The 25,629-nt window shown below is 69.6% G+C and carries 28 protein-coding genes and 2 pseudogenes; 22 read left to right on the forward strand and 8 right to left on the reverse strand.

From position 1 onward, the window contains the following. Positions 1-2: 2 nt before the first annotated feature. Positions 3-746, forward strand: coding sequence for an ANTAR domain-containing protein (locus tag OC490_RS39755; protein ID WP_262062913.1), 744 nt, complete (start codon positions 3-5; stop codon positions 744-746). Beyond that, positions 743-1,507 carry a GAF and ANTAR domain-containing protein gene (locus OC490_RS39760; protein WP_262062914.1) on the forward strand — a complete coding sequence of 255 codons (765 nt, stop codon included), beginning with the start codon at positions 743-745 and terminating at the stop codon, positions 1,505-1,507. The genes OC490_RS39755 and OC490_RS39760 overlap by 4 nt, the downstream gene beginning before the upstream one ends. Positions 1,508-1,870: 363 nt before the next feature. Here the strand turns inward: OC490_RS39760 and OC490_RS39765 are convergent, their stop codons facing one another. Then, positions 1,871-2,269, reverse strand: a complete 399-nt coding sequence (locus OC490_RS39765; protein ID WP_262062915.1) for a DUF5994 family protein — start codon at positions 2,267-2,269, stop codon at positions 1,871-1,873. A gap of 41 nt (positions 2,270-2,310) precedes the next feature. After that, positions 2,311-3,315, reverse strand: a complete 1,005-nt coding sequence (locus tag OC490_RS39770; RefSeq protein WP_262062916.1) for an acyl-CoA desaturase — start codon at positions 3,313-3,315, stop codon at positions 2,311-2,313. A 231-nt stretch (positions 3,316-3,546) separates the two neighbouring features. Between OC490_RS39770 and OC490_RS39775 the strand changes: the two genes are divergently transcribed. From OC490_RS39775 to OC490_RS49445, 8 genes and pseudogenes are all read left to right on the forward strand, one after another. Continuing rightward, positions 3,547-4,182 carry a DUF5994 family protein gene (locus OC490_RS39775; RefSeq protein WP_262062917.1) on the forward strand — a complete coding sequence of 212 codons (636 nt, stop codon included), beginning with the start codon at positions 3,547-3,549 and terminating at the stop codon, positions 4,180-4,182. A 126-nt stretch (positions 4,183-4,308) separates the two neighbouring features. After that, positions 4,309-5,301 carry a metal ABC transporter solute-binding protein, Zn/Mn family gene (locus tag OC490_RS39780; RefSeq protein ID WP_262062918.1) on the forward strand — a complete coding sequence of 331 codons (993 nt, stop codon included), beginning with the start codon at positions 4,309-4,311 and terminating at the stop codon, positions 5,299-5,301. Positions 5,302-5,393: 92 nt separating this feature from the next. After that, positions 5,394-6,218, forward strand: a complete 825-nt coding sequence (locus tag OC490_RS39785; RefSeq protein WP_410099239.1) for a metal ABC transporter ATP-binding protein — start codon at positions 5,394-5,396, stop codon at positions 6,216-6,218. After that, a complete protein-coding gene (locus OC490_RS39790; RefSeq protein ID WP_262062920.1) occupies positions 6,215-7,126 on the forward strand; it encodes a metal ABC transporter permease in 912 nt (303 codons plus the stop codon). Before OC490_RS39785 ends, OC490_RS39790 begins: the two co-directional genes overlap by 4 nt. Then, complete coding sequence (locus OC490_RS39795) at positions 7,123-7,962, forward strand: metal ABC transporter permease (RefSeq protein ID WP_262062921.1); 840 nt, start codon at positions 7,123-7,125, stop codon at positions 7,960-7,962. Before OC490_RS39790 ends, OC490_RS39795 begins: the two co-directional genes overlap by 4 nt. Beyond that, positions 7,962-8,387, forward strand: a complete 426-nt coding sequence (locus OC490_RS39800; RefSeq protein ID WP_262062922.1) for a Fur family transcriptional regulator — start codon at positions 7,962-7,964, stop codon at positions 8,385-8,387. Before OC490_RS39795 ends, OC490_RS39800 begins: the two co-directional genes overlap by 1 nt. 53 nt (positions 8,388-8,440) lie before the next feature. After that, positions 8,441-8,611 (forward strand): 50S ribosomal protein L32, encoded by a 171-nt coding sequence (gene rpmF, locus OC490_RS39805; protein WP_093628134.1) that lies wholly within the window; start codon positions 8,441-8,443, stop codon positions 8,609-8,611. Positions 8,612-8,617: 6 nt separating this feature from the next. Beyond that, positions 8,618-9,161, forward strand: a pseudogene (locus OC490_RS49445) (GTP-binding protein); the annotation flags it as partial. 64 nt (positions 9,162-9,225) lie between these two features. Here OC490_RS49445 and OC490_RS39815 read toward each other — a convergent pair. Further along, positions 9,226-9,717, reverse strand: coding sequence for a hypothetical protein (locus OC490_RS39815; RefSeq protein ID WP_262062923.1), 492 nt, complete (start codon positions 9,715-9,717; stop codon positions 9,226-9,228). A gap of 213 nt (positions 9,718-9,930) precedes the next feature. Here OC490_RS39815 and OC490_RS39820 point away from each other — a divergent pair, with 213 nt between their 5' ends. The 4 genes from OC490_RS39820 to OC490_RS39835 all read left to right on the forward strand — a co-directional run bounded on the left by OC490_RS39820 (position 9,931) and on the right by OC490_RS39835 (position 15,163). Next, positions 9,931-10,146: a hypothetical protein gene (locus OC490_RS39820; RefSeq protein WP_262062924.1), complete on the forward strand. Its 216-nt coding sequence runs from the start codon at positions 9,931-9,933 to the stop codon at positions 10,144-10,146. Positions 10,147-10,327: 181 nt separating this feature from the next. Next, positions 10,328-10,894, forward strand: a complete 567-nt coding sequence (locus tag OC490_RS39825) for a hypothetical protein (protein WP_262062925.1) — start codon at positions 10,328-10,330, stop codon at positions 10,892-10,894. Between the two features lie 276 nt (positions 10,895-11,170). Beyond that, on the forward strand, positions 11,171-12,139 hold the full coding sequence (locus OC490_RS39830; protein WP_262062926.1) for a hypothetical protein: 969 nt from the start codon (positions 11,171-11,173) through the stop codon (positions 12,137-12,139). Positions 12,140-12,259: 120 nt separating this feature from the next. After that, complete coding sequence (locus OC490_RS39835; protein WP_262062927.1) at positions 12,260-15,163, forward strand: YncE family protein; 2,904 nt, start codon at positions 12,260-12,262, stop codon at positions 15,161-15,163. A 28-nt stretch (positions 15,164-15,191) separates the two neighbouring features. On the opposite strand, the gene OC490_RS39840 is transcribed toward OC490_RS39835, so the two are convergent. Both OC490_RS39840 and OC490_RS39845 read right to left on the reverse strand, forming a co-directional pair. Beyond that, the gene (locus tag OC490_RS39840) at positions 15,192-16,184 is read right to left on the reverse strand and encodes a caspase domain-containing protein (protein WP_262062928.1); all 993 of its coding nucleotides are present in this window, start codon (positions 16,182-16,184) and stop codon (positions 15,192-15,194) included. A 5-nt stretch (positions 16,185-16,189) separates the two neighbouring features. Continuing rightward, on the reverse strand, positions 16,190-16,561 hold the full coding sequence (locus tag OC490_RS39845; protein WP_262062929.1) for a toll/interleukin-1 receptor domain-containing protein: 372 nt from the start codon (positions 16,559-16,561) through the stop codon (positions 16,190-16,192). 394 nt (positions 16,562-16,955) lie between these two features. Between OC490_RS39845 and OC490_RS39850 the strand changes: the two genes are divergently transcribed. Both OC490_RS39850 and OC490_RS39855 read left to right on the forward strand, forming a co-directional pair. After that, positions 16,956-18,371 carry a hypothetical protein gene (locus tag OC490_RS39850; RefSeq protein ID WP_262062930.1) on the forward strand — a complete coding sequence of 472 codons (1,416 nt, stop codon included), beginning with the start codon at positions 16,956-16,958 and terminating at the stop codon, positions 18,369-18,371. Positions 18,372-18,436: 65 nt separating this feature from the next. Beyond that, positions 18,437-19,003: an NADPH-dependent FMN reductase gene (locus tag OC490_RS39855; RefSeq protein ID WP_262062931.1), complete on the forward strand. Its 567-nt coding sequence runs from the start codon at positions 18,437-18,439 to the stop codon at positions 19,001-19,003. Positions 19,004-19,145: 142 nt separating this feature from the next. Here OC490_RS39855 and OC490_RS39860 read toward each other — a convergent pair whose 3' ends face one another. Together OC490_RS39860 and arsM are read right to left on the reverse strand one after the other, a co-directional pair. Beyond that, entirely contained in the window at positions 19,146-20,321 is a 1,176-nt protein-coding gene (locus tag OC490_RS39860) for a M23 family metallopeptidase (RefSeq protein ID WP_262062932.1), read from the reverse strand. A 167-nt stretch (positions 20,322-20,488) separates the two neighbouring features. After that, on the reverse strand, positions 20,489-21,256 hold the full coding sequence (arsM, locus tag OC490_RS39865) for an arsenite methyltransferase (protein WP_262062933.1): 768 nt from the start codon (positions 21,254-21,256) through the stop codon (positions 20,489-20,491). A gap of 129 nt (positions 21,257-21,385) precedes the next feature. On the opposite strand from arsM, the gene OC490_RS39870 reads away from it, so the two are divergent. The 6 genes and pseudogenes from OC490_RS39870 to OC490_RS39895 all read left to right on the forward strand — a co-directional run. Continuing rightward, entirely contained in the window at positions 21,386-21,769 is a 384-nt protein-coding gene (locus OC490_RS39870; protein WP_262062934.1) for an ArsR/SmtB family transcription factor, read from the forward strand. After that, positions 21,766-22,509 (forward strand): aquaporin, encoded by a 744-nt coding sequence (locus OC490_RS39875; RefSeq protein WP_262062935.1) that lies wholly within the window; start codon positions 21,766-21,768, stop codon positions 22,507-22,509. The genes OC490_RS39870 and OC490_RS39875 overlap by 4 nt, the downstream gene beginning before the upstream one ends. Before the next feature lie 21 nt (positions 22,510-22,530). Continuing rightward, positions 22,531-22,953, forward strand: coding sequence for an arsenate reductase ArsC (locus OC490_RS39880; RefSeq protein WP_262062936.1), 423 nt, complete (start codon positions 22,531-22,533; stop codon positions 22,951-22,953). Further along, the gene (locus tag OC490_RS39885; RefSeq protein WP_262062937.1) at positions 22,950-23,426 is read left to right on the forward strand and encodes an NUDIX domain-containing protein; all 477 of its coding nucleotides are present in this window, start codon (positions 22,950-22,952) and stop codon (positions 23,424-23,426) included. The genes OC490_RS39880 and OC490_RS39885 overlap by 4 nt, the downstream gene beginning before the upstream one ends. Positions 23,427-23,669: 243 nt before the next feature. Beyond that, complete coding sequence (locus OC490_RS39890; protein ID WP_262062938.1) at positions 23,670-24,446, forward strand: ABC transporter ATP-binding protein; 777 nt, start codon at positions 23,670-23,672, stop codon at positions 24,444-24,446. Further along, a pseudogene (locus OC490_RS39895) lies at positions 24,337-24,609 on the forward strand (ABC transporter); the annotation flags it as partial. The gene OC490_RS39890 and the pseudogene OC490_RS39895, both read left to right, overlap by 110 nt. A 20-nt stretch (positions 24,610-24,629) precedes the next feature. On the opposite strand, the gene OC490_RS39900 reads toward OC490_RS39895, so the two are convergent. Beyond that, positions 24,630-25,565 carry an SGNH/GDSL hydrolase family protein gene (locus OC490_RS39900; RefSeq protein WP_262062939.1) on the reverse strand — a complete coding sequence of 312 codons (936 nt, stop codon included), beginning with the start codon at positions 25,563-25,565 and terminating at the stop codon, positions 24,630-24,632. Positions 25,566-25,629: the final 64 nt, after the last annotated feature.

Genomic DNA, 25,629 nt, shown 5'->3' on the forward strand with positions numbered 1-25,629 from the left:
GGGTGATCAGTGACGGCATGGCCGAGGTCCTGCGGTCGCTGCGCCTCGGCGAGGCCGGGGATCCGGCGCAGGCGTGTGCGCGGGTGCTGGGCGTCGCGGGCGTCGCACTGTCGTTGCTGGTCGGCGCCGATCGGACGGCCGAGCCGCTCTGGTTCCATCCGGACCTGAGCGCCCGGTTCGAGGAACTCCAGCTCACGTTGGGGGAGGGCCCGGGGCCGGACGCGGTCCGCGCCGGTTCGCCCGTGCTGGAGCCGGACCTGGCACGGGTGCGCGCCGAGCGCTGGCCCGCGCTGCTGCCGGCCGCGCGCGAACTGGGCGTGAACGGCGTGTGCTGCTTCCCGCTGGGCATCGGCGCCATCCGGGTCGGCGTACTGACCGTGCTGTGCGACGCCGAGCGGCAGCTGAGCCGGCAGCAGTACACGGACGCCACCGCCCTGACCGCCGTACTGACCAACGCCCTTCTGAACGGCGACCGGCACGACGGGGAGCAGCCCGGGCTCGGCACGGCCCTGGAACCTCCCTCGGTGCTGCGCCGCGCGGTCGTGCACCAGGCCACGGGCATGGTCAGCGCCCAGCTCGACGTGTCCGTGCAGGAAGCACTGCTGCGTCTGCGTGCCCACGCGTACAGCAGTGAACGGCCCCTCCGTGAGATCGCGGCGGATGTGGTCGCCCGCAGGCTGCGTTTCACCGACGACTTCGACGACGATGTAAGCGGGCCGTACTCGCCCGACGGTGGAAAGGGATGATGACCATGGCCCGCGAACGACGTCTTGCAGAGATCTTCGTGGAGGTCGCCGACTCGCTCGTCGAGGACTTCGACGTCATCGACCTGCTGCACCGGCTCTCCGCACGCTGTGTCGAGCTGCTCGACGTGTCGGCGGCCGGGATCCTGCTCGTGGACGCGCACGGCGAACTGCAGATCATCGCCGCTTCCGACGAACACACCCGCCTGCTGGAACTCTTCGCGCTCCAGCACGACCAGGGCCCCTGCGTCGAGTGCTACCGCACCGGGGCCCCGCGAACCAACATCGACCTGACCGCGGCGGAGGCGACCGGCGCCTGGCCGCGCTTCGCCGAACAGGCCCGCGAGACCGGGTACGTGACCACGCACGCCATCCCGCTGCGGCTGCGCAACAGGGTCGTCGGTGCCCTCAACCTCTTCCAGACCACCCCGCACCGCCTCGGCGACGACGACATCGCGCTCGCCCAGGCCCTCGCCGACGTGGCCACCATCGCGATCCTGCAGCAGCGCACCCTGGAGCAGTCCCATGTCGAGAACAGCCAGCTGGAGAACGCACTGACGAGCCGCATCCTGATCGAACAGGTCAAGGGCTTCCTGGCCGAGCGCTGGAACACCTCCGTCGACGACGCCTTCGCCGCGTTCCGGACCTACGCCCGCGCCCGTCATCTGCGCCTCTCGGACCTCGCCGCGCGGATCGTCTCCGGCGACTTCGACACCGGGGCCATTCCGGCCCCCGCGACGGCCCGGCCCGGCCACCTCGGCTGACCGGCGGCACCGTCCGGGTGCCGCCGGTCCGGCCGCCCGCCGGGTCGCGGAGGTTCTCCGTCGCTGCTTCGCCTCCACCGAACAGCGCAGCCATCCCGCGGACGCCAAGGGAGGGACCCGCCTCCAGCCCACCCTGGACACCACCCACGCGCCAGAACCGGCACGATCCTGGCTGGAGACCAGCCGCTCCCCGGGCAAGGACGACCTCCGTCCGGGGACGGGCTCGCACGATGTCCGCGATCACCGACCGACCCGCCCTGCGCGCCGCGCCGTTCAGGGCGCCGAGCGCCGAGCACACGCCTCGCCCGCAAACCCGTGAGGCCCCGCCACCGGCCGGGCCGTGCGTGCCCGTGCCGGGCCGGATCAGACGTGACCGCCCGTGGCGGCTGCCATGAGCGGTTCGGCCGCCTGCTCGGTCGTGTCCGGCGGCACGACCAGCAGATCCCAGCGCCCCCGGCCGGGCGAGAGCAGGACGATGGTGTGCGGGGTGGATTCCCCCTGGGTCCTGCGCAGCCGTACGACCTGGTTGGCGACGAGGATCTGGCCGGGCATGGTCGACCACGTCGCCCCGTTGACCGTGGCACTGGTGATGTGACCCCACTTGCGCGGCAACCCGGCCAGCAGTCCCGGGAGTTCGGCCGGCAGGTCGTACGAACGGGGCCACCACGCGCCGTCGATGGCCCGGGGCAGGTTCCCGTGGGGCGCCAGACGCAGGCGGAGGACAGGGTGGGAGGGAAGCGGGGGCTGCAGCACGGTCGTCATGAGGCTCCTGCCAACTGCCGTACGCGGATGAGCGTTTGACGTCAGACGCGGCGGGCGGCGACCCGGTCGGGGGCCGGCCAGCGTACGTCGTGGACCCAGCCGGCGCGCTCCATGAGCCGGATGACGGCGGCCGACGGGTCGATCTGACCGCGGTCGACACCGTGCCGGGCGCTGGTGGGGTCGGCGTGGTGGAGGTTGTGCCAGCTCTCGCCGAAGGAGAGCAGGGCCAGCGGCCACAGGTTGGTGGCGCGGTCGTGGCGCCGGGTGCGGAAGGGGCGCTCACCGATCATGTGGCACAGCGAGTTGACGCTCCAGGTGACGTGGTGGAGCAGCGCGATACGCACAAGTCCCGCCCACAGCAGGCCGGTTACGCCATACAGCCAGCTGCCGCCGATCGCCCAGCCGAGCCCGAACGGCAGCGCGAGCGTGACCAGGCACAGCAGTGGGAAGGCGCGGGAGACGGCCCGGATGTCGGGGTCGGCGACGAGGTCGGGGGCGTAACGCTCCGCCGATGTCGCCTCGTTGCGGAACAGCCAGCCGACGTGGGCGTCCAGCAGTCCGTGCAACTGGCCGCGCAGATGGGTGCCGTAGCGGTAGGGCGAGTGCGGGTCGCCGGGCCGGTCGGTGAAGGCGTGATGGCGGCGGTGGGTGGCGACCCAGCCGATGACGTCGCCCTGGAAGCTCATCGACCCGGCCACCGCGAGCGCGATGCGCACGGGGCGGATCGCCCGGTACGAGCCGTGGGTGAGCCCGCGGTGGAAGCCGACGGTGACGCCGAGGCCGGTGATCGTGTAGAGGACGGCCGCGAGCACGATGTCGACGGGGTGGACAAGCCGTCCCCACAGCAGCCAGCCCGCCAGGCCGAGGGCGACGAACGGCAGGATGACGATCATCGCCGTGACGGCGACGTATATCCGCTGGGCGGTGTCCCGCGCGGGCGCCGGGCCCTCGTCGTTCGGGAAGGGGGAGGTGCCGTCGTAGGACGGGGGCGGCGGGTCGGTGCCCGTCGGAATCCCCGTCGTGGACGGGGTGGAGAGGATGGACATGGCGGGACTCCTCGGCCTCGCTGCGGATGGCGCGGCCGGGGTCACGGGCTGCCCCTGGGAAGGGAAACGCGAGGACAGGACGCCGGACCGGACGCCGGCACGTCAAGAGCCCTCGGTGAATCCAAGGTACTCCCGCATGCTCCGGAAAGGGCCGGTCCGGAGCGTACGGCCACCCCGGGCGGCCACCACTGCGCACTGTCACATCCGCGCTGTCACAGAGCGCGGAGTACGGTGAACAGCACCGAGGGCACTTCGCACACCGGCTTCCACGCCGGGTCGTCCTCGGCGAGGGACGAAACCCGTGCCGCCGCAGAGGTGGCCCGGAGACGGGTCCGCATCATGCCGGCGACCTCATACCCCACCCTGCCGCGTCCCGAGCCCGTCGCAGTCCCGGCGACCCGTCTCGCGCTGAAGAGCGACGGCGCCGTCCATGGCCTCCTGGACGGTGCCTGGTGGCCCCGCTCCCGGGACCTGCTGAGCGAACTGCCCGCGCTGACCGCCGTGTTGGACCCTTTGTGGGGCCGTATCACCCGCGTCGCCGTCAACCCGATGTACTGGCCGACCATCCCCCGCAAGGTTCCCGTGGCCGGCCACATCGTCAAGGTGGGCTGGTTCACCGCGGAGATCGACCCGCACAAGCTGCTGCTGCTCTCCTACGGCATCGGACGCTGGGATCTGCTGATCATCCCGCCGGAGACCGGGGCCGAGTCGGCGGCCCGGCTGATGGCTGCCGCGTCCGACCACGACGGCCTGCCGCTGACCGCGAGCGCGCTCATCGCCGCGGACGAGGACCGGTACGGCGTCGCCGCGACCGAGGCGCCGCTGGATCCGGACAAGGTGTGGGAGGCCCGAGTCAAGATTCCATAATGATTTTCATTAGGGATAACCGGCTCTGTAGTAGTGACAATCATTTCCATCTACGGTCTGAGGTGAACCCGCTTCACAGGCCCCTGCCCGCCTGTGTGGCCCCCACCCCGTCAAGGAGACCGTGTCGTGCGCACTGCCGGCATCCCGATATCCCGTTCCGCATCCCGCTCCACCCGCCTGATCGCCGGCGGACTGCTCACCGGCGTCGTGCTGGCTGTGACCAGCGGCTGCTCCACCGCCTCTTCCTCCGACGCCTCCGATACCTCCGAGACCGCCGCCGCCGGGTCGACGACGGTCGGCAAGACCATCAAAGTCGTAGCCGCGGAGAACTTCTGGGGCAGCATCGCCTCCCAACTCGGCGGCACCCACGCGCAGGTCAAGAGCATCATCGACAACCCGAACGCCGACCCGCACGACTACGAGCCGACCGCGGCCGACGGCCGGCTCGTGGCCGGGGCCCAGTACACGATCGTCAACGGCATCGGCTACGACGCCTGGGCGGACAAGCTGCTGTCCGCCAACCCCGAGAGCGGCCGTACCGATCTGAAGGTCGGTGACCTGGTCGGCATCAAGCCGGGCGGCAACCCGCACCGCTGGTACTCGCCGGACAACGTCCACCAGGTCATCGAGAAGATCACCGCCGACTACAAGAAGATGGACCCGGCCGACGCCGCCTACTTCGACGCGCGGAAGACGACCTTCGAGGCGACGACCCTCGCGCCGTACAACAAGCTGATCGCCGACATCAAGGCCAAGTACGCCAACACCCCCGTCGGCGCCTCGGAGTCCATCGTGACCCCGCTCGCCGAAGGCCTCGGGCTGAAGATGCTGACGCCCGAGTCGTTCCTGGACGCCATCAGTGAGGGCACCGACCCGACGGCCAAGGACAAGCAGACGATCGACCGGCAGATCAGCGAGAAGCTGATCAAGGTGTACGTGTACAACAGCCAGAACGCCACCCCCGATGTGCAGGCCCAGGTCAAGGCCGCCGAGGCGAAGGGCATTCCGGTCGCGACCGTGACCGAGACCCTCACCCCGGCCGGAGCCTCCTTCCAGGCGTGGCAGGTACGGCAGTTGGAGGGCATCGAGAAGGCCCTCGGGCAGGCGACGGGCCGGTGAGTACCGTGAATCCGGCCACCTCCCGGCCGGGCGGCACGGCACGGCACCGAGTCCCCCCGCAACCGGCGGCCACCGAACAGCCTTCTCCCGTCGTGTCGTTGCGCGGTGCGGGAGCGCGGGTCGGCGGCCGGACACTGTGGTCAGGGGTCGATCTGGAGGTCGGCGCCGGGGAGTTCGTGGCCGTCCTCGGTCCCAACGGGGTCGGCAAGTCGACCCTGGTCAAGATGCTGCTCGGCATCCTGCCGCCGGCCGCCGGTGAGGTCCGCGTACTGGGCGGGGCACCCGGCCGGGCGGGCCACCGCATCGGCTATCTGCCCCAGCGCCGCAGCTTCGACGCGAGCCTGCGCATCCGTGGCACCGACATCGTGCGGCTGGGCCTCGACGGCGACCGCTGGGGCGTACCGCTGCCGTTGCCCGGCCGGTTCAGTGCCCGGCGCCGGGCGGCCCGGGACCGTATCGCCGAAGTCGTCGAGCTGGTCGGGGCGAGCGCGTACGCGCACCGGCCGATCGGCGAGTGCTCCGGCGGTGAGCAGCAACGGCTGCTGATCGCCCAGGCACTCGTCCGCGATCCCGAACTGCTGCTGCTGGACGAGCCGTTGGACAGTCTCGACCTGTCCCATCAGGGCGCGGTCGCCGCACTGATCGGGCGGATCTGCCGGGAGGCGGGCGTCGGTGTCGTCATGGTCGCGCACGACGTCAACCCGATCCTGCCGTGGCTGGACCGGGTGGTGTACATCGCCGAGGGCGGTGCGGTCGCGGGCCGACCGCAGGAGGTGATCACCACCGGGACGCTCACGCGGCTGTACGGCGTGCCGGTGGAGGTCCTGCGCACCAGCGACGGGCGACTGGTGGTCGTCGGCCAGCCCGAGGCGCCCGCCCGCCACACCGACCGGCACACCACAGGAGACAGTCTGTGAACTGGGCTGACGCGAGCGCCGGTTGGTCGTGGAATCCGGTGGCCGACCTCCAGCAGATCTGGGCGTTCCCGTTCATGGTCAACGCCTTCCGGGCGGGCACGGTCGTCGCCGTACTGGCCGCCGTGATGGGCTGGTTCATGGTGCTGCGCCGGCAGAGCTTCGCCGGACACACCCTGGCCGTGGTCAGCTTTCCCGGCGCGGCCTGCGCGACCCTGCTGGGCATCGGCGCGGGCTTCGGCTACTTCGCGTTCTGTGTCGGCGGCGCCCTGGTGATCGCCGCCATCCCCCGCGCCGGACAGGGCGGCGGCGGCCAGGAGTCGGCGCTGACCGGCACCGTCCAGGCGTTCCTGCTGGCCTGCGGATTCCTCTTCGTCGCCCTCTACAAAGGGTTCCTCGGCGGGGTCAACTCCCTGTTGTTCGGCAGCTTCCTGGGCATCACCACCGTCCAGGTGACCGTGCTGACGGTCGTGGCGGCGCTCGCAATCGGCGCGCTGGCGGTCATCGGGCGACCGCTGCTGTTCGCCTCCGTCGACGAGAACGTCGCCGCCGGACGCGGGGTGCCGGTCCGCGCCCTGTCCGTGGTCTTCCTCGTCCTGCTCGGAGCGGCGACCGCGGAGGCGAGTCAGATCACCGGCACGCTGCTGGTGTTCGCCCTGTTGGTCATGCCCGCGGCAGCCGCGCAACAGCTCACGGCCCGGCCCGCGTTGAGCCTGGCGCTCGCCGTGGTGATCGCGATTGCGGTGACCTGGACCGGGCTGATCGCCGCCTACTACTCGCCGTACCCGATCGGTTTCTACGTGACGACCTTCGCCTTCGCCGGCTACGTCCTGGCCCGCACGGGCCGCACCCTCACCACGGCCGTCGGCAGGCGGCGGATGGTGGGAGCGGGAGCGGGTGCCGTCGTATGAGCGCCTTCACGCACCCGTATTTCGTGCACGCCCTGTTGGCCGGTACGGCGATCGCGCTGGCGGCCGGTCTCGTGGGGTACTTCCTGGTGCTGCGCGCCCAGGTGTTCACCGGCGACGCGCTCAGTCATGTCGCGTTCACCGGGGCGCTCGCGGCCCTCGCGCTCGGCTACGACCTGCGGTTGGGGCTGTTCGCGGCGACCGTGGTGTTCGCCGTGGTGCTCGGCGCGCTGGGCCGCCGCAGCCGCGCCGACGACATCGTCATCGGCAGCCTCTTCTCCTGGATCCTGGGCCTGGGGGTCTTCTTCCTCACCCTCTACACCACGTCCCGCAACACCGGGAACGGCACCGCCGGCGTCAACGTCCTCTTCGGATCGATCTTCGGCCTCTCCACCGGGCAGGCGCGGGTGGCGGCCGTCGTCGCGGGCGTCATCTGCCTCGCCGTGCTCGCGGTCGCCCGCCCGCTGCTGTTCGCCTCCGTCGACGAGGCGGTGGCCACGGCCCGCCGGGTGCCGGTACGACTCCTCGGCCTCGCCTTCCTGGTCCTGGTCGGCGCGTGCGCGGCCGAGGCCACCCAGGCGGTCGGCTCGCTGCTCCTGCTGGGCCTGCTCGCCGCCCCCGCGGGCGCGGCCCAGCGGCTGACCGACCGGCCGTATAACGCGCTGGCCCTGTCCGCGGGACTGGCGGTGGCGGAGATGTGGGCGGGCCTCGCCCTGAGCTACTACGTCCCCCAACTGCCGCCCAGCTTCGCCATCATGGCCGTCGCCACGGCCTTCTACGCGGCAGCAGTCGTCTTCGTACGGCGGCCCCGGACCCGCGCCGGCCTCGTGGCGGTGTGATGGGCGGGCCGGCCGACGACCTGGACCTCATCGGACGCCGTACCGCCCAACGCGCCGGTGTCGTAAGGGCGTTGATCGACCACGGCGGCTTCGTCAGCGCCCGCGCCCTGCACGGCATCCTGCGGTCTCACGGTGCGCGGGTGGGCCTCAACACCGTCTACCGCACCCTGGCCGCGCTGGTGGGCGCCGGCCGCGCCGACGTCGTACGCGACCGGGGTGGTGAACGCCTCTTCCGGCACCGGCCGTTCCCCGGGCATCAGCACTATCTGCTGTGCCGTGTCTGCGGGTTGAGCACCCCGGTCGACTCGGAGGCGGTCGAGAGCTGGGCCGAGGGGGTGGCCGAGACCTCCGGTTTCGCGGAGGTCGAGCACACCGTCGAACTCACCGGGCTCTGTCCACGATGCCGCTCCAACCCCATTTATTAATGACATTCATTTTCATGTAGTGTCTCCCGTGACTACCGAGCAGGAGGATTCCCATGGCCGTCCCCAAGCGGAAGATGTCCCGCAGCAACACCCGCCACCGCCGCGCCCAGTGGAAGGCGACCACCCCGACACTCGTCCCGATCACCATCGACGGCGTCCCGTACCTGGTGCCCCAACGACTGGCCAAGGCGTACGAACGCGGGCTGCTGCGTCCCGAGGGCTGACCGTTCATGTCCTACGGCTCTCACGACCGACTGCCCGTCACCGTCCGCTCCGGATTCCTCGGCGCGGGCAGGACCACCCTCCTCAACCACATCCTGGGCAACCGCGAGGGCCTGCGCGTCGCGGTCGTCGTCAACGACATGAGCGAGGTCAACATCGACGCCGCCCTGGTGCGCGGCGGCGAGGCGGCCCTGTCCCGCACCGAAGAACGCCTGGTCGAGATGACCAACGGCTGCATCTGCTGCACCTTGCGCGACGACCTGCTGGAGGAGATCGACCGGCCGGCCCGCGAGGGCCGCTTCGACTACCTCCTCATCGAGTCGTCACCATGGTCACGGTCGTCGACGCCGCGGGCTCCCTGCCCGAAATGACCGGCTGCGCGTGACCCTCACCCGTCTCAATCCGGCCGCACGCGTCGTCCCGGCCGTCCACGGCCGGGTGAGGACCACCGACGTACTGGGCACCGGACTCTTCGACCTGGAGCGCGCCCAACAGGCCCCCGGCCGGGTCCGGGAGCTCAACGGCGACCCCGTCGCCGAGACGGAGGAGTACGTGCGACCACTAATGCCCCGAACTGCAGGATCGCGTCGGGGTGCTTCGTCGTCTTCGGCCGCGGTCAGCCTCGGCGAGCGGCGCCGTCCGGCCAGACGACGTCCACGGGGATGCCCGCCGTCTGCGCTTCGAGGACGGTGTCGGCGGTGCCGCCGCCCTTGCCCGTCGGCGGTTCTCCGTTCCATACGGCGACCAACCGGTCGGCGCGTTCGACGAGTACGGCGTTGGCGGCCTCGTATGCCTGTCGGTCGGCCGTCGGATAGGGGAGCACGAGGATGTCCTCGGCAGCCTTGACGAGGTGGTCGAACACGGCCGCGTGGTCGGGTTCGACCGTGTTCCGACGGTAGTCCTGTGACGGGACGACGACCATGAGGCGTCCGCCGACGGCGAGCACGGCTTGGGCGAAGAGAGAGTCCGCGCCCTTGGCGATGCACGAGACGCCGACGAGCGGGTCGGCGTCGGCGTACTGCCTGAGCAGGTCGTCCAGGGCGGCGCGGACCAGCGGGATGCTGTCCTCGGTCAGATCCATGTGGCCGGTCACCGCGAGGGTTGTCACGGTCGAGTACCTCTTTCAGGTCGGCAGCAGGTCGCGGATCTCGGCGCGAGCCTCGCGCAGGGGAGGGTCGCGCTGTTGCCCATGGTGTCGGCGCTGAGCTGGGCGCGCACGCAGCTGGGCGGGTGGCGCGCGTCGCGTCCACCGGTCGGCAGGCGGCGGTGCCGGACACCGTGCCCGGCGGAGCGGATGAGTTCGAGGGCGTCTTGTTGCTGGGTGGGGTGGCTCGTCCAACAGGCCCAACAGGCCCAACAGGCCCAACAGGCCCAACAGGCCCAACAGGCCCAACAGGCCATGCCCTCCAGGGTGTTGGTGCCGAAGGACATGCTGTCGTCGGCGTGGGAGGTGCGCAGCGCCAGGAGGCAGTGGTTCCGGGTGCGGTGCCGGAGCCTCGTGTCCCAGTTCATGGTGGCTGCCCTGCCTGCCAGTTGAGCCGTGACCTGATACAGACGCGGTTCGAACCTCGGTGTGCGAGCTGTGGCCTTCCAGCTCTTCAACTCCCATACCCAGAGCCGACCGTGGTGATGCGGGCTCCGGCGGAGGAGCGGCCCGTCGGCCCCGGCCGGCCGCACTGTGGACCGCCCGCCCTGTCCGCGGCTCATACGCTCGGGGCATGACGATGACACCGGAGCAACTCCGCGACCAAGAGCCGACTCTGGAGCTGATCAACAGTGAGCTCGCGTCGCGTCTGGCGCGGCAGACGGAGTCGGGCGCGAAGGTGGAGACGAAGGCCGTCTTCCTGGTCGGGTTCGCGGCCACGGCCGCTCAGTTTCTGGCCTCACGCGGCTTTGAACCCTTCACGGGCGCCGCGGCCTTCGGGGCGTACGCGTGTGCCGTCGTCTTCGGTGTCTCGATCTTCAACCTTGCCGAGTACGAGGACATAAAGCCCCGGGAAGTACTGGAGAATCACGGGCGATCCTCGAAGGGCGCGGCGCTGGTGGCCCTTGCCGCCACGAGGGTGGGGATGTTCGAGAAGAACGCGCTGGTGCACACGCGGAAGACGAAGCGATGGACGGTCAGCCTCACCGCCCTCGCGGTGGGAGTCTGCCTCTCAACTGTCAGTATCTTGTTGCAGACTGGCGACTATGACGGACACACCGAACCAGGGGGAGCCGCCACCTCCGCCCCCGCCTCCGCCGCCTCCTCCACCCACCCCTCCTCCACCGGCCGGTCTCACTGAGACTTTCGCCGATCCGTCTCTCGTCGGTTCGGAGAAACGGGGTGACGGCAAGCCGGTGCGGCGCAGGACCGGCAGGGGGAGATCCCCCGGGCAGCGCTGACACGGCGCTCGCGGCAGGCCATGTGGCCTGCCCGCGGGCGGCTGGAGGTGTGACCGGCATCGGCCCCGGCCTGGAACGGCTACGTCAATCGCACACCCCACCCGTCCGCTCCCCGTCCCAGTGACAGACGGAAGCAGCGGACTCGTCCGGGCGAACAGCCGTCGGACTCACGAGACTTGAAGCGCGGCGACGCGTCGGTCGGCGACCGCGGTCTCACGCAGGGGGCGCCGATGGCGAGGCGAGCGACGTTCGGACCACGACGCACCAGGGTGCCGTACGCCGTCATTGCCGCTCTGGCCTGTCTCGCTGGACTCGGCCTGCTTCTGCTCCCCCTCTTCGTGTCGTTCCCCTGGGGGAGCGCTGTCAGGCTGGTCATGGTCCTTGGAACAGTGGGGGCTTGGGCCACGTGGTCCGGCCAGCGCAGGAACTACCCCGACGCCGTCACGATCAGGGAACAGGATCCCCGTCCACCGGTGCTCTTCCTGCGAACCTTCGGCAAGGAGTCGAGCTACTTCTCCAGAAGAGAACTCCCGTCGCACCTGACTCGAGCTCAGCGCCTCAAGGCTCGGCTGGGAGAGCAGTACTTCGAGAGCCTGAAGACTCTCGAAGCCTTTGTTCGGAGTGAACTCGGCGAGCGCGTCGGGCCGTTGGTGGCGTTGGGGGATCCCACCGACCGCCTGCCCCGCGACGGGGCGGCCCGGATGTGGGTGGACTACGGCGTCTGGCGGGACGAGTTCCGCAGGCAGATAGCCGACGCGCGCTGTGTCATCGCGGAGATCCATGTCTCACCCGGTCTTGCCTGGGAGCTGGCCGAGGTCTTCGGATCCGAACACCGCCGCAGTCGGCTCTTTGTCTTCACACCGCCCCGTGCGGCGAACGGGCGGGCCTCCTTCGCGGTCTCGGTGAACAACAGGCTGCTGCGGCAGCGTCCCGAGAGCTGGGAGAAGACGGTCGAGTTCATGGCGGAGATCGGGTACGTCCTGCCCGCTGAGAGCCCTGGCCCCGGCGCGGTCATCGGATTCACCCCCGCGGGCGCAGGCGTCGTCCTGGCCACGGCGGCCACCACTGCGGCGGGCTTCGTCACACCGATCGTCGAAGCCCTGGCCGTCATGGAGGCGAGGCGCGGGAACACTCCGGATATTTGATCTGATTTACCGGACTTCATCACCAAAAGGCGATGAGGCTGCCAAAGTCCTCCTACTGATGGATGGTCCGGATGGGCCGAGTCCGATGGGGGACGCGGAATGTGGCCGTATCGCTGGCGCTTGGTCCTCTGGAGAGCGGTCGGAGTGCTCGCGCTCGCCCTCACGGCCATGGCCGTCTTCTGGCACCGTGTCGAGAGTCCGCCGCCGGTCGAGCGGGTCATCCCTCCGTACACCACGCCTGCTGTCGCGCATGAACTCCTCGCCACTTCGGATCTGCCCTCGGCCGGGAGGAGCTTCTGGCTGCCGATGCAGGACGGGCCTCCGGACAGTGCCCTGTTCACCGGCACCGGCCGACTGCGGGCCGATCTCCGGCAGATGACGGTCACGGGAGCATGGCAGCGCAGCTGGGAATCCGCGGATGCCAAGGACACCGTGCTGGTCAGGGCACTTGAGATGCGCCAGGCCGCCTACGCCCGGATCCAGTCGAAGCAGTCCTGCTCCCCGTCCACTCCCCTCCGGCTGGCCGGGGCCGACCGGGCGGGATTCCTCCAGCGGGGCGCCGACTACTCCTTCGCCTGCGCGGTCCTGCTGCGGGGGCGGACCGCAGTGGTCGTCCTCGCCCAGTCCAGCCGGGCCAAGGCACCACAGGTCACGGAGAAGCTGGTCACGGACGTGATTCGGCTGCAAGGTCCCCGAGTTGAGGCGCTGCCGGATCTCTCCGCGGCGACCTGGCGGGACAGCACCACGCGTACGGCGCTCAACGCGGAGGCGATGAGTGCCGCCGTGGGTGTGCCCCTCGCGCTAGGTCTGCTGGCCGTGCTGCGCGACCCCGCCAGTTGGCGTCGGCTCCGGTCCTTCCTCAGCCGCCCCCGTCCCGACGGAGTCTTCCGGGTCGACCGGCTGGTGAACGTCCGGCTGGCCGCCAGTACCGCGGCGGTCCTCGTCCGGTTCTGCGTGTACGCCTGGGCGGTGCGCCTCGCCGAAATGCTCTCCCTGGGTGTCTGGGCCACTGTGGCCGTCGCCGTCACGGCTGTGGCCGGCATCCTGCTCGTCGAGTGGCTGCTGCGCAGACGTCTTCCCGCCCGCTGGCGCCCCGGGGTCTTCCAGGGCCGTGGACGGTTCCTGGCGGTGCTGGGCTCGGGGTTCACCGGGATGATCGCGGGGGCGGGTGTGCTTCTCGTCGTGGTCGGTTCGGACATGCAGGCGATGGGCACCAGCCCGGCCGGGACGTCCGACTTCGTGGCCACCGGGTTCGGAACGGTCACCAGGGTCGCGGGCGTCGGGCTGGTGCTGTTCGCGCTGGTGCCCTTCATCTTCGTGAGACGACTGGGTATGCGGTACCTGCGGCAGCAGGTCGAGCGCGATCAGCGTCCTCCGACGCTCATGCTCCGTTCCTTCGCCGATGACCGTCGTACCCTCCGCGCCCGCCGGCTGGACCGCGCCTCGGTGGTCGAACGGCTCTGCATGCGCCGCTTCGAGCGCTTCGAGGAGATCGCCGCGTCCGCTCTCTCGGTGCACGGACCGGTCGTGGCACTCAGCCAGGTGGGAGAGAAACTGCCACCCCCGCTGGGAGCCGTACGGCGCAGCTTCTCCATGGACGACTGGAAGGACCGGGTCCGTGAACTGATCGTGCAGTCGCAGCTCATCTGTGTGACGGTCGGCCGCTCCGAGTCCCTGCTGTGGGAGATCCGCCAGATCCGAGCCGCAGGCGCCCTGGAGCGCACCGTCTTCCTGCTGCCCCCGACACGGCGTGGCGAACAGCGCCTACGGCTGGCCGTGCTCGGCTACGCCCTCGGCATCGACTGGTCCGTACTCGACCGGGCCCGCCCTGGAACCGAAGTCCTGGCGATCACCCTTCCCTTCGGTTCTCCCGTGATCATCGCGGGGCGCGCGCCGAACGACGTGAGCTACGAGGCCGCCATCGAGATCGCCGCCCTGGCCGTGTCCGGAGCCGAGCACACCGCGGTGACCGATGTCCGCCAACTCGTCGGCGCCTACGTCGAGTACGCACAAGGTGCCGGGGAAGGCACGGGGCGACCGGGCATCCGCGGAGCACGGCAGGCTCCGCCCGTACGGATCCACGCTCCCGGCAAGGCCCCTGTGTACCGTCCGTGGTGGCGCCGGTGGTGGCTGCTGCCCTGGGTCGTCAGCGGAGGCATCGCGGCGGTCTTCACCCTCCTGTTCGGTCATTCCCTCGACGACTCCGACACCGTGAGCTATCGGTCGCCGGTGACGAGCGTCGTGCAGGACGAGGTCTCGGACACGGACTACGCGGTGCTGGGCGGTCGCTCGCTCGTGCGGCTGGACTTCGAACAGCACACAGGCCGCCCCGTCGCGCGCGTCGACGACTACGTGAACGAGCTCGTCGTCCGGGGTACGTCCGCGTACTACATCTCCGTGCAGTCGGGCCGCGTCGGCCGGGTCGACCTGCGCAGCGGACGCACGATGTGGACGCGGTCCGCCGGTGCCGGTGTTCGCGCGCTGGCTCTCGTCGGTGACCGGGTCGTGGTCGCGTCACCCGATGCCGGCCGGGTCGACGCACTCGCGGTGAAGGACGGCCGCAGGCTGGCCCGTCGCTCCGTCACCGGCGCCCCGTACGGCGTCACCCAGGCCGACGGACGACTCTTCGTCAGCCTTGCGCAGCGCGACGAGGTGCTCGAACTGGCCCCGGCGGATCTCCGCCCAGTGGCTCAGCTGAACGTCCCTCGCGGTCCGCTCCAGTTGGCAACCCGGGGCAAGCAGGTGTGGGTCCGTTCGGCTCTGGACCATGTGCTCCAGGCCGTCGGACCGCGAGCGGGTGGGACAGAGGGGAGCCGGTTGCTGCTGAGCGACCAGACCGCTCTGGTTTCGGGCAACGGAGAGTGGCTTGCCGTTCAAGGCATGGAACGAGTGACGGTCGTACGGCCCGACGGAACTCTGAATCGGGTTCCGCTGCCCGATGCGTCATTCCTTTCGCTGCTCGTGCAGCGCGACGGAGCGGTTGTCGTGTCATACGCATCGGGGGAGATCACGCGAATTAACTGACGCGGCCCCTTCGGGAACTCCGGAATTACTAGATGAGTCCCTTCTCCACGAGATTCCAATAGTGCTGACCGAGTACCGTCAGTTCGCAGGACTTGCTCTGCATGGCGGCATGCCACATGTGAGGCGCGTCGACGGGACGGACGAGATTCACCTTGACGAATTTCTGGAGTACGGCAAAAGTCGCGGTGTGGGCAGGGTCGGGTGGCGGAATCAGCGGGTCCTGACTCTGTTCCGAGAACCGTTCCGGTTCGAAAGAAGGATCCAACTGAAAATTGTGCTCCGGAGAAGGGAAGTGCCTCGTCAGGGATTGAAGATCCGTGAGGGCTATCGGAGGTTCCGTCCTTCTCAGGGACACGAAAGTCTTGACGTTAGTTTTGAAAACAGGCCGCTGCGCCCAAGGGCCGAGGGACTGGTCGATATGGGCGTAGACGCTTCCGGGTGTGATGTCCCCGACGAGATTTGCGGCGGCGCCGTTCAGTGCGTCGATGAACAGGCTCGTGAAAACGCCCGCACCACCGCCTGGGGTTTCGTAGGAGTACTGATCGGCGGTCGAAGCGGTCAGGATCGTGACGCCGTCGGATATTTCGGCGAGGCCCGTGGCCATTGAACTGTCCCCCACCACCCCGCTGTGACAGCTGTCGAGGATGATCACCTTGTTCCTTGCACGGGAGACATTCGCCAGCGTCATGACCTCGGTCAGAGCGAGCCCGTCATCTCCGGTGTCGCAGTCGCTGGCGCATAAGAAGCCGCCGGTGTCCTCGATGTATCCGTGGCCCGCGAAATAGAGCAGAGCAATCTCCGAATCATCGGAGAACAGCTCCCTGACCGCATCCTTGAGGTCTCTCTTGGTGATCTTCTGTGTGGTGCTCGTCCCCGTCAGCACCTGAGGTGCGGGAAAATTGAGGGTGCCGTCCGCGTTACGCTCGATCGCGGCCTTCACTGAGTAGGCGTCGTTCACGCAACCACTGAGCGGGCTCAGGTTTGTGTAGTGGTCGATTCCGACGATCAGTGCCTTACGCATAATTCCTACAGTGAGTCGATGAAGTTGGTGACGTTTGCGTCACTCCAGGTGACTGTGGCGACGCCGGGTAGGGCCGTGCGATCATCCGTGTAGGCCCAGATCCCCCGGATCTTCTTCGCCTCCTCTTTTGCGCACTGAATCTCCCATTTCTGTCCGCTGGATTTCAGGGAGTTCTTGCTGACCAAGATGATGACACCGGCTGAGCGCTTGATTCGCGTGCGAACTCGATCCTTCCAGTTGTTGTCGTAAGGTTCCTTGACTGACATGTCGATGAATTCGAACGGTGCTCGCGGGTGCAGGGACTGGCCCTTCAGGAAATCTCGCTGCCGCTTGTCCTCGATGGCGAAAGCAATGAACAGTACCTTCTTCTCTGCCATTCCGCTCCCTGGGTTGAATGTTCTCCACCACGCGCAAAGGATCTGCACGCGCGAGCAGTGGCATATTTGTCGCCGAGGTGTCAATGCTACTAGCGCGCGACCACGTCTGAACCCGGTTTGAGCGCACTGGCCGGTATCGACGAGCGAGGGTGGAAATCGCAGGCGGAGGCCACGGGTAGTGGGTGTTCATATTTAATGATCACGGTGCTCTGTCTGTGCCTGGAACTCTTGATTCAGTGGTGTGGAGTTCAAGTCCCACAGTGCCTGCCGGTGGCGCCGGCATGGGTGACATCGGTGTCATGCGGCAGAGACGGGCCAATGCGTGCCGGTCGGGTTCTGTGATGCCTGCCGGTTCAGCTTGTGATCACGGTGCGCCGCCTGATAGTTGGATCACATGACGGGGGATCAGACCACAGTCTTCAGCGCGCCGCGACGACGTCAGCACAGGCTCCTGGGCTGGGCCATGCGCCTGGCCGGCAGCTTCTTGTCGGTTTTCGGTGCGCTGTGGTTCATCGCGGGCGTTTCCCGCACACGGACAATGTTTTCACCAGCACCACTGGGTGCCACCGAGCCTTTGTGGCAGCGGGTGTTGATCGTGGGAGCGGTCATCGCGGCCGGTGCCGTGTCGCTCCTCGGCGGCCGCAGACTCAGACGACGCGGGCGTCGGCACAGCGTTCCGGTATTGCGGACGATGGCGGACGCGAAGCGTGGGCCCTACGTGCTGTACCTCCGGCCCTTCACATCGGATGTGGAGCGGGCAGGCATGCCGCATGCCTTCAGCCGGTTCCGGAATGTGGGAGGGTCCCTCGTCGACACCAGCACCCGCACTTCCGAGGAGCGCATCTCCCGTGCCTTCGGTGGCCTGGCGCGGGTGATCGCCGTCGGTCAGCCGGACGAAGCGCTGCCCCTGCTGGGAGCCGCGAAGCTGTATCTGCCTCTGAACGATTGGCAGCCGACGGTGGCTTCTCTCCTCGACGACGCTCGAATGGTTCTCCTCTCCGCAGGCACTTCTGACGGAACTCTGTGGGAACTGAGGCAGTGTCTGCGGCGTCGCGCGCCACAGACACTGCTGATCGCGATCTATACGGACGAGGGCGAGTACGACGCGTTCCGGGAAAAGGCCGATCCGATCTTTCAGGAGGAGGCGGACGGGCTGCGGCACGGGCGCGGCGCGGACTGGCACCCGGCACGGTTGCCCGCCTGCCCACCCCTCAGTGACCCGGACCGCGTCAAATGGCTGCCGTTGCCTCGTGGATACATCCGCTTCGACGAGGAGTGGACCCCTCATTTGATCTGGCTCGACCCGACTTCCGTCCGAGGATGGACGGAGGAAGGGCGCCATCGCAGGCTGAACCGCGAGCAATTGGCGCCCTTCATGGAAGCCGTGTTCCAAGGACTGTGGGATGTGGAGGACGCGGCGGATCAGGCCGACGTCGGCCGGTGTGCGACGGTCGCCGGCTTGGAGTCGGCAGTGCGCGCGGCACGGTCCGATGGCGCGGAAGGCCATACTCGGCTCAGCCTTCTGATGTCGGGAACAGGTCGTTTCCTCGGTGTCGGAGAAGAAGAGGACGCCGATGCAAGGCAATTGATCGCTCACGCCGGCGGCCGGTCGCCCTTCACCATCCCTCTGCCGTTGCAGATGGTGGAGGAAATACTGCGCGAAAGGAGGGCCAGGGGCGCCGTGGACGCGGATACGCTCCAAGTGGAGTTCAGTCCTGGAGGACGGATTCGCGGGGTGTGTCACCACTCTGCGGGGCAGCAGGCCGAGGAGCTCCCTGTCCCGGCGGACGAGAGCAGAACGGGCCACTGATGATCCCCTCGTCCTTCCAGTGACAGCCGCGGCGAATCCCGTTCCGGGTAGGTAGGTTGGGGCGGGTGTCGACGCCACCTGTGATCCTGTTGCTGTCGGGCAGCCTGCGGGCCGGTTCCTCCAACGAGGCCCTGCTGCGCACTGCGCACGCCGTGGCGCCGGACGCGCGGGTGGGTGCCGTACGGTACGACGGTCTCGCGGGGCTTCCGCACTTCAACCCCGATGACGACACAGACCCGTTGCCGGCGTCGGTGGCCGAGCTGCGGGCGGCGATCGACCGGGCGGCCGGGGTCCTGATCTGCACGCCGGAGTACGCGGGCACCCTGCCGGGTTCGTTCAAGAATCTGCTCGACTGGACGGTCGGCGGCACCGAGATCTGTGACAAGCCGGTGGCCTGGGTCAACGCGGCCGCCCCGGGGCGCGGCGCGGGTGCGGAAGCCACGTTGCGGACGGTCCTCGGCTACACGGGTGCCGCCGTCGTGGAGCCGGCCTGTGTGAGGATCCCGGTGGACCGGGGGATGCTCGGCACGGACGGGCTCATCGCCGACCTCGTGGTACGTCGGCAACTCGGGGAGGCACTACGGCTGTTGGCGGCGGCCGGGACACGGGCCGAGGGGACCGACCGGGCGTGACCGTGTCGCACGTGCTGAACCTGTGGCGTCAACAGCTGGGCGAGGCACCGGAGTTCATCTGGCGACACAGCGAACTCCAGGTACTGATTCTCAGCGGCGCAACCAGATCCTGGACAGCCCGTAGATCGCTTGGTACGGCCAGTCAAGCGGCGTGGATCGTCCGCCCCCGGTGCAGTCGGCCGGGAACGCCGGTGAACTCCAGGTCCAGGCCGAGGCCGTCGCGTTCGGCGTGGAGGTGCAGGTGGGGTTCGGTGGTGTTGCCGGAGTTCCCCACCTCGCCGAGGAGTTGGCCCGCGCGGACGGTGTCGCCCCGGGTCACGGTCACCGAACCGGGGCGCAGATGCCCGAGTTTGACGATCTCGCGGCCGGTGTCGACGAAGACGTGGTTGCCGTACGGCGGTTGGTAGCTGATCGCGCCGGGCTGCTGGTCCCGGACGGTGTCGGCGGCGGAGATCACGCGGCCGTCGCAGGGGGAGTGGACCCGGCGGCCGTACGCGGCGTAGGCGGCGAGGTCGTGGCCCTGCCGGGTGCGGGTGCCGAGGGGGCCGAGGGCCACCAGGTCGACGGCACCGCGCTGTTCGGGCACCGGCGCGTGGTGGTTGAGCAGGCGTCCGCCGCCCTGGACGACGTACCAGGTGCCCTCCAGCGGGAACCGCAGCGGTCGCGACAGCGGCGCGCGCCAGCGGTGCCGGCGCGCGGCGGCGACCAGCCACAGGGATCCGGCGAGGAGTGCGAGGCCGCCGGCGAGGCGCGGTGCGCCATGGCCGTTCGGCAGGCCGGGCAGCCGCCACGCGGAGGCGAGGGCCGCCACGGCACCGGCCTCGACCGTACGGCGCAGCGGGCGGGGCTGCCGCGCCGGTGCGCCGTAGCCTTCGACGATCACGTAGAAGGCCGCCAGGACTGCCATGTCACCGAGCCAGGCGGTGCGGTCGGCGGCCGTCCAGACGGTCAGGATGTTCCAGAGGGTGACCACGATCAGATACGTCGCCCAGGTCACCGGAGCGGGCGGGCGCGGGCGACGCCGTGGCGGTGTGTAGCGGGCGTCCTCGATGCGCAGCGCGCCGAGTTCCCCGCCCGGCGCGGCCTGGGCCCACGCGCGTACCCGGCCCCGGCTGCCGGACACGATCAGTCCGTCGGGGCTGTCCGTCACCGTGTCGAGTTCTCCGACGCGGGCGAGCGTGCCGCGGACGATCCGCTGAAGGGTGTCCGCGCCGACCGCCTCCGTCACCCTCGGCGCGAGCCGCGGCCAGTCGTCCGGATCCGCCGTGAGGAAGAGCCGCAGGGCACGGGCCTCCACCGACTGCGGCGGCTCGGACATGATCGTGGGCTCCCTTGCGGAGAGGAGGGGGGAACCGGCCGGGCGTCCGGCGCCGGACGTCCGACCGGCGCCGGTTTCTGTCGTGCAGCGATCACATCATCGCCGCCCGGCCGGGCATACGGCGGGCCCCAACGCCCGCCGGGCGCCGCTCTGTTGTCGTCCCCGGGTCAGTCCGCCGCAGGCTTGGTCGCGCGGACGACGGCCGAGTGCATGCCGTCCGCGACGGGGTGTGTCGGGGTGATCTCGACCCCGGTGAAGCCGGCCGCTTCGAGGCCGGCCCGGTACTCGGCGAAGGACAGCGCGCCCGCGATGCAGCCGACGTAGTCACCGCGCTCCGCGCGCTGTCCGGGGGTGAGCGTGTCGTCGGCGACGATGTCCGAGACGCCGATACGGCCGCCCGGCCGCAGGACGCGGAAGGTCTCGGCGAAGACGGCGGGCTTGTCGACGGACAGGTTGATCACGCAGTTGGAGATGACCACGTCGATCGTGTTCGCGGGCAGCGGGACGGCCTCGATGGTGCCCTTGAGGAACTCCACGTTGGTGGCTCCCGTCCGCTCCGCGTTGCCGATGGCGAGGGCGAGCATCTCCTCCGTCATGTCCAGCCCGTACGCCTTGCCGGTCGGGCCGACGCGGCGGGCGGACAGCAGGACGTCGATGCCGCCGCCGGAACCGAGGTCCAGGACGCGTTCGCCCTCGCGGAGTTCGGCTACGGCGGTGGGGTTGCCGCAGCCGAGGGAGGCGGCGACCGCTGCGGCGGGGAGGGCGTCCCGGTCGGCGGTGGGGTAGAGGGCGGAGCCGAAGTTGTCGTCGATCTCGACGGGGGCGGGGCCGCAGCAGGCCGTGCCGCCTTCGGTGACCTTCAGGGCAGAGGCCGCGTACCGCTTGCGGACGGTTTCGCGCAGGTCGGTGGAGTCTTCGGTCGTCGTGTCGCTCATCGGATCGCTCCCAGGTGAGGTAGCTCGGGTGGGATGGAGTGGGGCGGGTTGGGATGGGGTGGGCCAGCTTGTATTGATGTTCGTTGATGCAAGCTTGCGCCTTGTATCGAAAGACGTCAACATAGAGGCATGTCGAAACAAGAGCTCGGGGTCCTCGAAGTGATCGGTCAGGACGCCGCGTGCTGCCCGGGCCTGGCTTCCGCGCCGCTGGACGACGAGCGCGCCGCGGAACTGGCCAGGGTGTTCAAGGCGTTGGGCGATCCCGTGCGGCTGCGCCTGCTGTCGATGATCGCCTCGCGGGAGGGCGGCGAGGTCTGCGTGTGCGAGATGACGCCGGCCTTCGACCTGTCGCAGCCGACGATCTCCCACCACCTCAAACTGCTGCGGCAGGCCGGTCTGATCGACTGCGAACGCCGTGGGACGTGGGTGTACTACTGGGCGCTGCCCGGAGTCCTGGACCGGCTCGCCGCGTTTCTGACGACGGCGCGGACCGCGGAAGGCACGCAGGCGTGACCGCGTCCCTCGGCCGCCGTGTCGCCGCCGAGGCGATCGGGACCGGCCTGCTGGTGACGGTGGTCGTGGGCTCCGGCATCCAGGCGACCGAACTCTCGCACGACGTCGGCGTACAACTGCTGGCCAACTCGCTCGCCACGGTCCTCGGCCTGGGCGTACTGATCACGCTGCTCGGGCCGGTCTCCGGCGCGCACTTCAACCCCGTCGTCACCCTGGCCACCTGGGTCGTCGGCCGTCGCGACGGCACCGGGCCGGGGCTGCGGGAAGTCGCCGCGTACGTCCCCGCGCAGGTCGGCGGTGCGATCGCGGGCGCGGTGCTGGCGGACGCCATGTTCGCCGAGCCGTTGGTGCGGTTCTCCCGCCACGACCGGTTCGCCGGCCATCTGTGGCTGGGGGAGGTCGTCGCCACGGGTGGGCTGATCCTGCTCGTCCTCGGACTGGAGCGGGTCGGCCGCGCCTCCGTCGCCCCGGCGGCCGTGGCCTCCTACATCGGGGCCGCCTACTGGTTCACCTCCTCGACCTCCTTCGCGAACCCCGCCGTCACCGTCGGCCGCGCCTTCACCGACACCTTCGCCGGGATCGCGCCCGGCTCCGTCGTACCGTTCGTCGGGGCGCAACTGCTGGGCGCCGTGGCCGGGTTGGCCGCGGTGGCCGTCGTATGCGGAAGCCCGGCCCGCACGGCGGAGGCCGTAGTCCCCTACGGCGGCCCCGACCCCGAACCCGAACCCGCCCCCTCCTGACCGACCGCAAGGACACCCGCCATGCCCCCGAGTTCCGCCGCTCCCCGTCCGTCCGTGCTGTTCGTCTGTGTCCACAACGCAGGCCGTTCCCAGATGGGTGCCGCCTTCCTCACCCACCTCGCCGGTGACCGGGTCGAGGTCCGGTCGGCGGGCTCGGCTCCCGCCGACACGGTCAACCCGGCGGTGGTGGCGGCCATGGCGGAGGTGGGGATCGATGTCTCCGCCGAGACGCCGAAGGTGCTCACCGTCGAGGCCGTACGGTCCTCGGACGTCGTGATCACGATGGGCTGCGGGGACACCTGCCCGGTCTTCCCGGGCAAGCGGTACCTGGACTGGCAGCTCGACGATCCGGCGGGCCAGGGCGTGGACGCCGTCCGGCCCGTCCGCGAGGAGATCGAGCGCCGGGTACGCGGTCTGCTGGCCGAACTCGGAATCGCCGCATGACCCTTCTCGTCGCCGCCGTCATCGTCCACGACAGGGCCGAGGACCGGGTCGTCCTCATCCAGCGGGGTGAGCAGGCCAAGTTCGGCCGTGGCATGTGGGACCTCCCCGTCGGCAAGAACGAACCCGGCGAGCCCATCACCGAGACCGCGGTCCGCGAGCTGTACGAGGAGACCGGGATCGTCGTGGCGGCGGAGTCCCTGAAGGTCGTGCACCTCATCCATGCCACCGACGGAGCGGACGCACCGTACGGCTTCCTCACCGTGGTCTTCGCCGCCGACAAGTGGTCCGGCGCCCCCGAGAACCGCGAGCCCCTCAAGCACGCGCAGGTCCGATGGACCCAAGTCGACGCCGTACCGGAGGAGTTCGTACGAGGAAACGGACAGGCCCTACGGCAGTACCTGGACGGAGTCGAAGCGCGGGTGTCCCCGTACGGGTGGGAGCAGGCGGCGCCCCGCGTTACCCCTCAGGTGTGAACCAGACCGGCTCCGCCGTGGCCGAAACCGGTCTCCGGGTCCCCGTTACGGGCACCGGACTCGCGGTGTGGAGAGGTGTCTCGTGCTGTGAGTCCGGGACAGCTCGGACCCGTCAGGTGGCGTGTTTCGGTCACATGTGGATATTCCCGCAACATATACAGTTCGACGCCCAGTTGGGATGGCCACGGGACGAACAGGGTGAATCCCATCGCCATTACCCCACCCCAGAAGGGCACTTGCCGCATGAACACCGCCTCCCCATGGGTCGTCCAAGGTGAAGGCCTGGCCTTCTCATATGCGGCGGGTGGTGGTCTGAGCCGGGCGGATCTCACGCTGCGGGCGGGGACGATGGCTGCTGTCGAGGGACCGTCCGGCTCGGGCAAGAGCACTCTGCTGGCCGTCCTGGGGCTCATCCTTTCGCCGACCGCGGGATCCCTGCGTATCGCAGGCACGGACACCGGGGCACTGTCACCGGCCGACCGGGACGCGCTGCGGCTGCGTTCGATCGGCATCGTGCTGCAGGACCTCGGGCTGCTCACGTTCCTCAACGCCTGGGAGAACGTGGCCGCCGCCTTCGGGCCACGGTTGTCCCGGCACCGTACGGCGGCCCGTGCCCTGCTGGGGGAGTTGGGCATGGAGCACCTCGCGGAGTCGCCCGTCACCGAACTCTCCGGCGGACAGCGGCAGCGCATCGCCGTGGCCCGGGCGGCCGTGAAGGAACCGGTGCTCGTCCTCGCCGACGAACCGACCTCGGGCCTGGACCCCAAGAACGCCAACTCCGTGATGAGTTCCCTGCGTTCGTGTGCCGACCGGGGTGCGGCCGTACTGCTCGTGACACGCCGCGGACAGCGCGCGGGCCAGGATCGGCCAGTTCGCGATCCTGCGGATCCTCGGGTCCGGGCGGTCCGAACTCCGCCGGATCCTGCTGGGCGAAGCCATGCTCTCGGGTGCGGTGGCGGGGGTGGTCGGTGTGGGCGTCGGCACGGTCGCGTCCGCCGCGCTGGCCGGTCCGCTCAGTGACGTACTCGGGTTGCCCATCGCCGTCACGGACGCCCTGCCCGGGCCGACTTGGGCCGCCGCGGCGCTGCTGCTGCCCGCCGCCGGGCTGGCCGCCGGCACCCTCTTCGGCAGCCGCGAGGTTCTCTGCAGGGACCCGTATCTCACCGCCCGGGCGCACGGCTGACCTCCGCTGGCTGACGTTTCCTACAGCGCCGACTTGACCGCCCGCAGCACCGCGTCCGCCATCCCCCGCTCCCCGCGTGCGTTCGGATGCACCGGTGCCGCCGGGCTGTCCGGTACGAGTGGTTCGATCCAGCGGGTGTTCTTCGCCGTGCACGCGTTGTGGTCGGTGGAGGGGGTGTACGTGTCGACGTAGGCGACCCCCGCCTTCGAAGCCCGTTGCCGTAGCGCGGTGTTGAGCTGTTGCTCCTGCTCGCGGAGGAAGGTCACGTCGCCCGGTGCGAGGGACATGTCACGGCCGCAGTCGGCGCTGTCGGCCGGCAGGATCGCCGGGTAGGAGACGACGTAGACGCGGGCCTCGGGGGCGCGGCGCCTCACCTCGGTCAGGATCCGGGTGAGCCGGTCGCCCGCCTTGGCGATCTTCTCCTCGACGGAACCGGCGTCGGAACCGCGTGCGCAGGGCGCGTCCTCCGTGAAGTACTTGCCGTTGCCGGTGAGTTGGTACAGGGCGCCCATGGCGACGCAGCGTTTGATCAGCTTGCTGAAGCCGATGTCGTTGCCGCCGATGCCGATGGTGACCAGGCGGGTGTCCGACGAAAGTGCCCTGAGCTGGGGCGGGTTGGTGCCGTTGTCGGTGTGCTGGGATCCCGTGAGATCGGCCGTTGTGGCGCCGCTGCAGCTGGCATCGCGGAACTTGTCGTCCTTCAGGCCGAGTTCGGCGGCCACGAGTGCCGGGTAGTTGCCGGCGGAGCGGTCGCAGCCGGCGGGAGTCCCCGTGGGGTCGGTGATGCCGGGGCCCGCCGTGTAGGAGTCGCCGAGGGCGACGTACGGGCCCTTCGACGGGGCCGAGTAGGTGACGGCGGTGTGGCTGTCGTCGCCGTCGCGGGTGACCAGGACCACCGTGAGCAGCGTGCCGCAGGCGAGGAGCCCGGCCACCCCGGCCTGCACTGAGGTTTTCATCGAAGTGCCCTCTCTGGTAAGGGAGTTGGTGGTGAGTTGTGGACGTCCGCGGGCCCGGCGACGG

This window comes from Streptomyces sp. STR69 (assembly GCF_024519455.1).
Lineage (GTDB): Bacteria > Actinomycetota > Actinomycetes > Streptomycetales > Streptomycetaceae > Streptomyces.